The sequence below is a fragment of the Streptomyces sp. T39 genome (assembly GCF_008042045.1).
Taxonomy (GTDB): domain Bacteria; phylum Actinomycetota; class Actinomycetes; order Streptomycetales; family Streptomycetaceae; genus Streptomyces.
The window spans coordinates 1-8,017 of the sequence record NZ_RDBP01000154.1; the positions used below are offsets into that span (position 1 = coordinate 1).

The window sequence follows — 8,017 nt, forward strand, 5'->3', positions numbered from 1 at the left end:
GGCCCGGACCTACCCTTACCTCCCCCTAGCCCACCCGGCACAAGGGCACCCCCAGCGGCCCGCCGTGCCCGGTCGCGCATCCCTCGCAGAGCGGTCGCAGAACCGTCCACGACCGCTCGAACCGGCCCCGATCCGCCGCGTCCGCGCTGCCATCGCCGCGCGCCACGCTGGCCCGGCGCCGCTGCCGGCGGCGCGCCACCGACACGAGGAGAGACCGATGCCGGGTCAGGCCATCGCCCTGGACGTCCCGCGGATGACCGAACGGATCGCCGCGTCGCTGAGCGCCACCGGGAGCCGGTTCACCGACCTCGGTCAGTTCCACGACTGGTGGCGCGGCGTCGGCACCAGCGCCCGTGCCGAGCGCATCCCCCTGGACCGCCTGAGAGGCTGGGTGCAGGACGCCGGCACCGGCGACATCCGCCACGAGTCGGGCAAGTTCTTCTCCGTGCAGGGCCTGGACGTCCACAGCCCGGACGGGCTCGTGCCGAACTGGCAGCAGCCCATCATCGACCAGCCCGAGACCGGCATCCTCGGCATCCTGGTCAAGGAGTTCGACGGAGTGCTGCACTGCCTGATGCAGGCGAAGGCCGAGCCGGGGAATGCCAACGGCGTGCAGATATCGCCCACCGTGCAGGCCACCCGCAGCAACTTCACCCGGGTGCACGGCGGCAGCGCCGTCCCGTACCTGACGTACTTCCAGGACACCGCCCCGCACCGGGTCCTGGCCGACGTCCGCCAGTCCGAACAGGGCTCGTGGTTCTACCGCAAGCGCAACCGCAACATGATCGTGGAGGTCACCGGCGACGTCGAGGAGCTCGACGGGTTCTGCTGGCTGACGCTCGGTCAGCTCTACCGCCTCCTCGCCGAGGAGGACATGGTCAACATGGACACCCGCACGGTGCTGTCGTGCCTGCCCGCCTCCGGTGCCGGCGCCGAGGACGACTACGCGGGCACCGGACGATCGGCGCACGCGGCGGACTTCCGCGCGTCCGTGGCCCGTTCCCTGGCCCACGGCACCGGGGACGGCCCGGACACGGCGGCCACGCTGAGCTGGATCACCGACGCGCGCAGCAGGACCCAGCTGACCACCCGGCGCGTCCCCCTCGACCGGGTGCGCGGCTGGCGTCGCGCGGAGGGCCTGATCGCACACGAGAGCGGCGGCTTCTTCGACGTCATCGGCGTCGAGGTGACCGCCGTCGGCAGGGAGGTGCGCCGTTGGACGCAGCCGATGATCCGCCCCCACGGCATCGGCGTCATCGCCTTCCTGGTACGGGAGTTCGACGGTGTGCTGCACGCCCTGGTGCGCCAGCGCACCGAACCCGGATTCGTGGACGTGACCGAACTCGGCCCCACGGTGCAGTGCACACCGGAGAACTACGGCCTGATCGCCGCCGAGCCGCCCGCCTTCCTGGACGAGGTGCTGCGGGCCGCGCCCGGACGCATCCGCTACGACACGCTGCTGTCGGAGGAGGGCGGGCGCTTCCACCACGCGCTCAACCGCTACCTGATCGTCGAGTCGGACGTGGACGTCCCCGCGGACGACCCGGACTTCCGCTGGGTCTCCCTGGGGCAGCTCACCGCCCTGCTGCGCCACAGCTCCTATGTGAACGTGCAGGCACGCAGCCTGACGGCATGCCTGACCGGCTGCCTGGTCACCGTCTGAACCGGGCACGCCGCACGCACGGCAGCGGCCCGGACGGCCCACGGGGGGCGTCCGGGCCGCTGCTCCACGCCGCCGTGCGGCCCGCAGGGTCGTGTGCGGGCCGCCGGGTTCGGGTCACACCGACGCGAGGACCTCACGCACCGCGGAGATGACCTTCTCCTGCGCCTCGGCCTCCAGCGCCGGGTACATCGGCAGCGAGAAGATCTCACCGGCCAGTTCCTCGGTGACCGGCAGGGATCCCTTGCCGTAGCCGAGGTGCTCGAAGCCCGTCATGGTGTGCACGGGCCACGGGTAGCTGATGTTCAGCGAGATGCCGTACTCCTTGAGCGCCTCGATGATCGCGTCACGGCGCGGGTGCCGGACCACGTACACGTAGTACACGTGGGTGTTCCCGGCGGCGAGCTCCGGCAGGACCAGCTCGGTGTCGCCCAGGCCCTCGGCGTACCGCGCGGCGACCGCCTGGCGCCCGGCCACGTACTGGTCGAGACGCTTCAGCTTGCGCCGCAGGATCTCGGCCTGCACCTCGTCCAGGCGGCTGTTGTGCCCCGGGGTCTGGGTGACGTAGTAGACCTTCTCCATGCCGTAGTAGCGCAGCCGGCGCAGGTTCTCGTCGACCTCGTCGTCGTTCGTGACGGTCGCGCCGCCGTCGCCGTAGGCGCCGAGCACCTTCGTGGGGTAGAACGAGAAGGCCGCCGCGTCGCCCATGGTGCCGGTGAGGCTGCCGTGGTGCCGTGCGCCGTGGGCCTGTGCGCAGTCCTCCAGGATCTTCAGCCCGTGGCGGTCGGCGATCTCCCTGAGCGGCGCCATGTCCACGGCCTGCCCGTACAGGTGCACCGGCAGCAGACACCGGGTCCGCTCGGTGATGGCCGCCTCGACCTGGGTGAGGTCCATCAGGTAGTCCTCACGGCGCACGTCCACGAAGACCGGCTTCGCGCCGGCCCCGTCGATGGCGAGCACCGTCGGCGCGGCCGTGTTGGAGACCGTGATCACCTCGTCGCCGGGGCCGACGCCGAGCGCCTGGAGGCCGAGCTTGATGGCGTTGGTGCCGTTGTCCACGCCCACGGCGTGACGGAGGCCGTGGTAGGCGGCGAACTCCTCCTCGAAGCCGCGGACGCTCTTCCCGAGAACCAGCTGGCCCGATTCGAAGACCGTCTCCACGGCGTCGAGGATGTCCTCCCGCTCCGTGCGGTACTCCTCCAGATAACTCCACACGTGCATGGTCACAGGTAACTCCCGTAGGTTTCGTGCGGCTTCTTCACGGAGGCAGCCGCGACACAGGGCGTGCGGGAGAAAGGATCGCCCGGGGCCGTCGCAGCTCACTCGAAGGCGGTGCGACCGAGCGTCCAGCGGCCTCGGGGAGGCTGCGGCGCATGAAGGGCATAATCCTGGCCGGCGGGACCGGCACACGACTCCACCCGGCCACGCTCGCCGTGTCGAAACAGCTTCTGGCCGTGGGCGACAAGCCGATGCTCTACTACCCGCTGTCCACACTGATGCTCGCGGGGATCAGGGACATCCTGCTGATCTCCACACCCCACGACCTGCCGCAGTTCGAACGCCTCCTCGGCGACGGCTCCGAGCTCGGACTGAGCATCGGCTACGCGGAGCAGGACGCGCCGCGCGGTATCGCCGACGCGTTCCGGGTGGGGGCCTCGCACGTCGGCGACGACTCCGTCGCCCTGATCCTGGGCGACAACATCTTCCACGGCCCCGGCTTCTCCGACGTCCTGCACGGCAACGCCCAGGACGTCGAGGGGTGCGTGCTCTTCGGCTACCCCGTCAACGACCCGGAGCGGTACGGCATCGGCGAGACCGACGCGCGGGGCCGGCTGGTCTCCCTGGAGGAGAAGCCCGCCCGGCCCCGCTCCAACCGGGCCGTCACGGGCCTGTACTTCTACGACAACGAGGTGGTGGACATCGCCAAGAACCTCTCGCCGTCCCCGCGCGGGGAACTGGAGATCACCGACGTCAACCGTCACTACCTGGAGCGCGACCGGGCCCGGCTGGTGGACCTCGGCCGCGGCTTCGCGTGGCTGGACACCGGGACCCCGGCGTCGCTGCTGGAGGCGGGGCAGTACGTGCGCATGCTGGAGGAGCGGCAGGGCGTGCGCATCGCCTGCGTCGAGGAGGTCGCCCTGCGCATGGGCTTCATCGGCGCGCAGGAGTGCCACCGGCTCGGCGAGCGGATGTCCGGCTCCGAGTACGGGCGCTATGTGATGGAGGTGGCCGAGGAGTTCGCCCCCCAGGGCGGGAACGCCGGGAGCGCTGCCGTCACGGACTGGTGACGGGCGGCCCGGGACCGACCGCCGGCCGCCCTGGGCGGCCGGCGGCCCGTGTGCCCGGGGACGCCGCGGGCGGTGCGGCCCACGGCGTCCCCGGGTCCTTCGCGSGGGGCGCGGCCGGGCGATGCGGTGGGGGCGGGCGTCGGTGTGTTCCCCGGGTCCTTCGCGCGGGGCGCGGCCGGGCGATGCGGCCGGGTGACGCCGGCCCGGGCGGGACGCCCGCGTGCGGCGGCCCCCGGTGCCCTGCGGCGCGCGCGGGGCGGGTCAGACCGCGTCGGGTGCGGAGCGGCGGCCGAAGTACGCTGACGCGCCGTGTGCCACCGGCTCCCCCTCGCGCGCCGGCACGAGATCGCCGGTGGGCAGTGCGGACAGCGGCGGTCTGTCCCCGCCGGAGCGGCGGGGGCGCGGGAACACCGGACGCGCGTGGGCGTAGCGCCGCACGACGTCCGCGAAGGCGTACCGGCTCTCCCCGGCGGGGCCACAACTGTGCAGACGCAGCAGATGGTGGTCGAAGAGCGTCTCCAGCGCGCGCTCCACGGTGCGCGCCTCCACGCCCAGCACCTCGGCCGCCGCGCCCGCGCTGAACCCGGACCGGGGCAGCCGCCCCAGCAGGCGGATGACCCCCTGCTCGACGTGGCCGAGACCCCGGTACCCCGCGTCGTAGCGCGACCGCACATCGAGGGCGCCGAAACGGAACTCCGCGATCAGGTCCGCGGCGCCCGCCAGCCGGACGGCGGCCGCCCGCAGCGGCACGGCCGGCTGGGTCGCCAGCCGCCCCGCGACGCAGCGCAGCGCCAGCGGCAGCCCGCCGGTCAGCTCCACGAGGCGGGCCGCGGCGGCCGGTTCGCCGGCCACCCGCTCGGTGCCCAGGGTGCGCTCCAGGAACGCGAGCCCCTCGCTCGGCCGCAGGGGCTCCACGGTCAGGTGAGGCACGCCCGTCAGCCCGTGCAGCCGGCGCCCGCTGGTGATCAGCACGGCGCAGCTCGGGTCCCCGGGCAGCAGCGGCCGTACCTGTTCCGCGGACGCGGCGTCGTCGAGGACGAGCAGGATGCGCCGGCCGGCCGTCGCGGACCGGAAGAGGTTGCCGCGCTCCTCGACGCCGTCGGGAATCAGGTCCGAGGGAACCCCGAGCGAGCGCAGCAGCCCGGCGAGCACGTCGCCGGGCTCCTGCGGGGCGCCGGAGCCGTCGAGTTCGGCGTAGAGCTGGCCGTCGGGGAAGGCGGCCCGCACGCGGTGGGCTGCGTGCACGGCCAGCGCGCTGGTGCCTGCGCCGGGCAGTCCGGTGAGGACGGCCATCCGGGTGGCGGTGTGATCGCTGTCCACGGGAGCCGTGAGCAGCTCGGCGATGCGCCGGCGTTCGGCGGACCGCCCGGTGAAGTCCGGTGTGTCGTGCGGGAGCTGGGCGGGCCGGCCGCTGAGTCCGCCGTTCTCCCGCGCGGGGCCGGGCACCGGCGGCCGCACGGCGGGCTCGGCGGGCCGGTAGCCGACCACCGGTCCCAGCGACACCGCGGTGGACAGCAGCTCCTGGTGCAGCCGCTGCACGTCCTCACCCGGTTCGAGGCCGAGTTCGTCGGACATGCTGCGGCGCAGTGCCGCGTAGACGCCGAGCGCCTCCCCGCGCCGCCCCGCATGATGCAGCGTCAGCATCAGGCAGGCGTGGAAGCGTTCGTGCAGCGGATGGGCCACGACGAGGGACTTCAGCTCGCTCAGCAGCTCCAGATGCCGGCCGAGCCGCAGATCGGCCTCGATGCGCAGTTCCAGGGCGAGGAAGCGGGCCTCCTCGATCCTGGTGACGTAGGCGGACAGCAGCTCGCCCGCGACGACACCGGCCAGGGCCGCCCCCCGCCACAGGGCGAGACCGCGGGCGAGGATTGAGGAGGCCGCGGCGGCGTCGTCCTGTTCCAGGACGGCCCGCCCCTCGCCCAGCGCGTCCTCGAAGGCGGGCAGGTCGACGGCCGCGTCGGGGACACCCAGCTGGTAGCCGCCCGGGCGGCCCTCCAGCATGTGCCCCGCGCCGTACCGGTCGAGCAGCTTGCGGATCTTGTAGACATAGGTCTGCACGGTGGACACGGCGCTGACCGGAGGATTGTCGGGCCAGAGTTCGTCGACCAATTCGGAGACATTGACGAAAGTGTTCCTGCGCAGCACAAGAAGGGACAGCACCTGCTGAAGCCTGGGTGCCGTCACCTCAATTCGGCGGCCGTCCGCGACGACTTCCAGCGGGCCCAGTACGCGAAATTCCACAGCGGCCCCACTTCCTTGTTCTGCGCGACAATCCGCCGACGAAAACCGAGCTTACTTAGCGACCCCCCACAGACAACCCCTAGGAAATGCCCCACCCCTAAGGCGTGTTGCGGACGTCCCGCCTGCCCCGCGAGGCGCCGCAGCGGTCGTCGTGGACGCGCCGCGGCCCGGTGCCGCGTCGACGACGCGGCACCGGGCCGGACGAGCTGGAGGGGAAGGGACGCCTACTCGGCCATCGCCTCCGCGGGGCGGGTGCTCTCCCACATGTCCGCCATCGACGCCCGCAGCCCGATCGACGGGCTCCAGCCCAGCAGGGCCTGGGCGAGCGAGATGTCCGCGAGGGTCCAGTCCCCGCCCTTGCTGGTGACCGTTCCGCCGCTCGCCCGGACGGTGCCGTCCGGCAGTCCGCTGGCCTCGGCGAGCAGGGCGACCAGTTCGCCGACGGCGACCGCCTCGCCGCGGCCGATGTTGACGGCGCGCCCCGACACCGGGGAGTCCACGGCGAGCAGCACCGCCCGCGCGAGGTCGCGGACGTCGACGTAGTCGCGCCGGGCCGGCGCGATGCGCAGGTCCAGCCGCTCCCCGGGGGCGGTCGCGCGCAGCCGGTCGGCGACCGTGCCGAGGAAGCTGGCACGCGAGGTGCCCGGGCCGCAGACGTTCACGGCCCGCAGCACCAGGCCCCGGACACTGCCCTCGCGGTCGCCGCGCAGGACCGCCTCGGAGCCGGCGAGCTTGGTCGCGGCGTACGGGGTCCGCGGATCGGGCGTCAGCGACTCGTCGATCCACGCCCCCTCGGCGACCGGCCCGTACTCGTGGACGGATCCCACGTGCACGACGCGCAGCGGCGGGGCGCCGGCGGCCGTGCGGAGCGCGGCGGCGGCCACGATCCGCTCCGGGATGCGCACATGCGCGGACACCATCTCCTCCGCGGTCGTGCCCCAGCCGCCGGCCGCGTTGACGACGGCCGTGACGTTGCGGGAGCGGAACACCTCGGCCAGCACGCCCGGCCGCACGGTCGCCGCGTCGAGGGCGAGCAGCGGCACGTCCGCCGCGCCGGCCGAGGGCGTCCGGGCGATGCCGAGCACCTCGCGCCCGGCCGCCTGCGCGGCCCGGCACACCGCGCCGCCGACGCTGCCGGTGGCGCCGACCACGGCGAGGCACCCGGGGGAGGCGGGCAGCTCAGCCATGCAGCGTGGCCTCGATCCGCCGGCTCTCGGCGTAGTCGGGCAGCAGCCCCTGCTCGCGGGCCTGCTCCAGGGTGAGGGCGGCACCGTCGCGCTCGGAGAGCAGCGGGGTGATGTCGTCCGGGATCGGCAGGCCGAGTGCCGGGTCGAGCGGCGACAGCGCCAGCTCGTGCTCGGCCACGTAGGTGCCGGAGATCATGTAGGACATCACGGTGTCGTCCTCCAGGGCGACGAACGCGTGCCCCACGCCGACCGGGAAGTACATGGTCCTGAACGACGCCGGGTCCAGCTCCACGGCGTCCCACTGCCCGAAGGTCGGGGAACCCACCCGGATGTCGACGATGATGTCCAGCGCCCGGCCCCGGGGGCAGTAGACGTACTTGGCCACCCCGGGCGGGGTGGTCGTGTAGTGCACGCCGCGCACCACGCCGCGGCTGGAGAGGCTGTGGTTGGTCTGGGCGACGTGGAACAGCCGGTGCCCGACCGCCTCCTCGAACGCCTCCTCCTGGTAGGGCGACACGAACAGGCCCCGCTCGTCGGGGAACACCTTGGGCGTGAAGGCGAAGGCGCCTTCCACATTGAGCGGGCGGAACTCGGCGGGCATGGCTGACTCGCTTCCGTTGAGCGGGGGATGGGGGATGGGC

The 8,017-nt window shown here is 73.3% G+C and carries 6 protein-coding genes; 2 read left to right on the top strand and 4 right to left on the bottom strand.

All coding sequences use genetic code 11. From position 1 onward, the window contains the following. Positions 1-217: 217 nt before the first annotated feature. Positions 218-1,663 carry an NDP-hexose 2,3-dehydratase family protein gene (locus EAO77_RS36345; RefSeq protein ID WP_147992564.1) on the top strand — a complete coding sequence of 482 codons (1,446 nt, stop codon included), beginning with the start codon at positions 218-220 and terminating at the stop codon, positions 1,661-1,663. Between the two features lie 114 nt (positions 1,664-1,777). Here the strand turns inward: EAO77_RS36345 and EAO77_RS36350 are convergent, their stop codons facing one another. Further along, on the bottom strand, positions 1,778-2,887 hold the full coding sequence (locus EAO77_RS36350) for a DegT/DnrJ/EryC1/StrS family aminotransferase (RefSeq protein ID WP_147992565.1): 1,110 nt from the start codon (positions 2,885-2,887) through the stop codon (positions 1,778-1,780). Between the two features lie 146 nt (positions 2,888-3,033). Here EAO77_RS36350 and rfbA point away from each other — a divergent pair, with 146 nt between their 5' ends. Continuing rightward, positions 3,034-3,948, top strand: coding sequence for a glucose-1-phosphate thymidylyltransferase RfbA (gene rfbA / locus EAO77_RS36355; RefSeq protein ID WP_147992566.1), 915 nt, complete (start codon positions 3,034-3,036; stop codon positions 3,946-3,948). 261 nt (positions 3,949-4,209) lie between these two features. Here the strand turns inward: rfbA and EAO77_RS36360 are convergent, their stop codons facing one another. The 3 genes from EAO77_RS36360 to EAO77_RS36370 form a co-directional block, all read right to left on the bottom strand. After that, the gene (locus EAO77_RS36360; RefSeq protein WP_147992567.1) at positions 4,210-6,189 is read right to left on the bottom strand and encodes a BTAD domain-containing putative transcriptional regulator; all 1,980 of its coding nucleotides are present in this window, start codon (positions 6,187-6,189) and stop codon (positions 4,210-4,212) included. Between the two features lie 224 nt (positions 6,190-6,413). Next, entirely contained in the window at positions 6,414-7,376 is a 963-nt protein-coding gene (locus tag EAO77_RS36365) for an NAD-dependent epimerase/dehydratase family protein (protein ID WP_147992568.1), read from the bottom strand. After that, positions 7,369-7,977, bottom strand: coding sequence for a dTDP-4-dehydrorhamnose 3,5-epimerase family protein (locus EAO77_RS36370; RefSeq protein WP_147992569.1), 609 nt, complete (start codon positions 7,975-7,977; stop codon positions 7,369-7,371). Before EAO77_RS36370 ends, EAO77_RS36365 begins: the two co-directional genes overlap by 8 nt. Positions 7,978-8,017 lie beyond the last annotated feature (40 nt).

What these genes read in the sequence shown, in the direction of transcription:
- EAO77_RS36345 (WP_147992564.1), top strand. Translation starts at nt 218, where the DNA reads ATGCCGGGTCAGGCCATCGCCCTGGACGTCCCGCGGATGACCGAACGG.
- rfbA (WP_147992566.1), top strand. Translation starts at nt 3,034, where the DNA reads ATGAAGGGCATAATCCTGGCCGGCGGGACCGGCACACGACTCCACCCG.
- EAO77_RS36365 (WP_147992568.1), bottom strand. Translation starts at nt 7,376, where the DNA reads ATGGCTGAGCTGCCCGCCTCCCCCGGGTGCCTCGCCGTGGTCGGCGCC.
- EAO77_RS36370 (WP_147992569.1), bottom strand. Translation starts at nt 7,977, where the DNA reads ATGCCCGCCGAGTTCCGCCCGCTCAATGTGGAAGGCGCCTTCGCCTTC.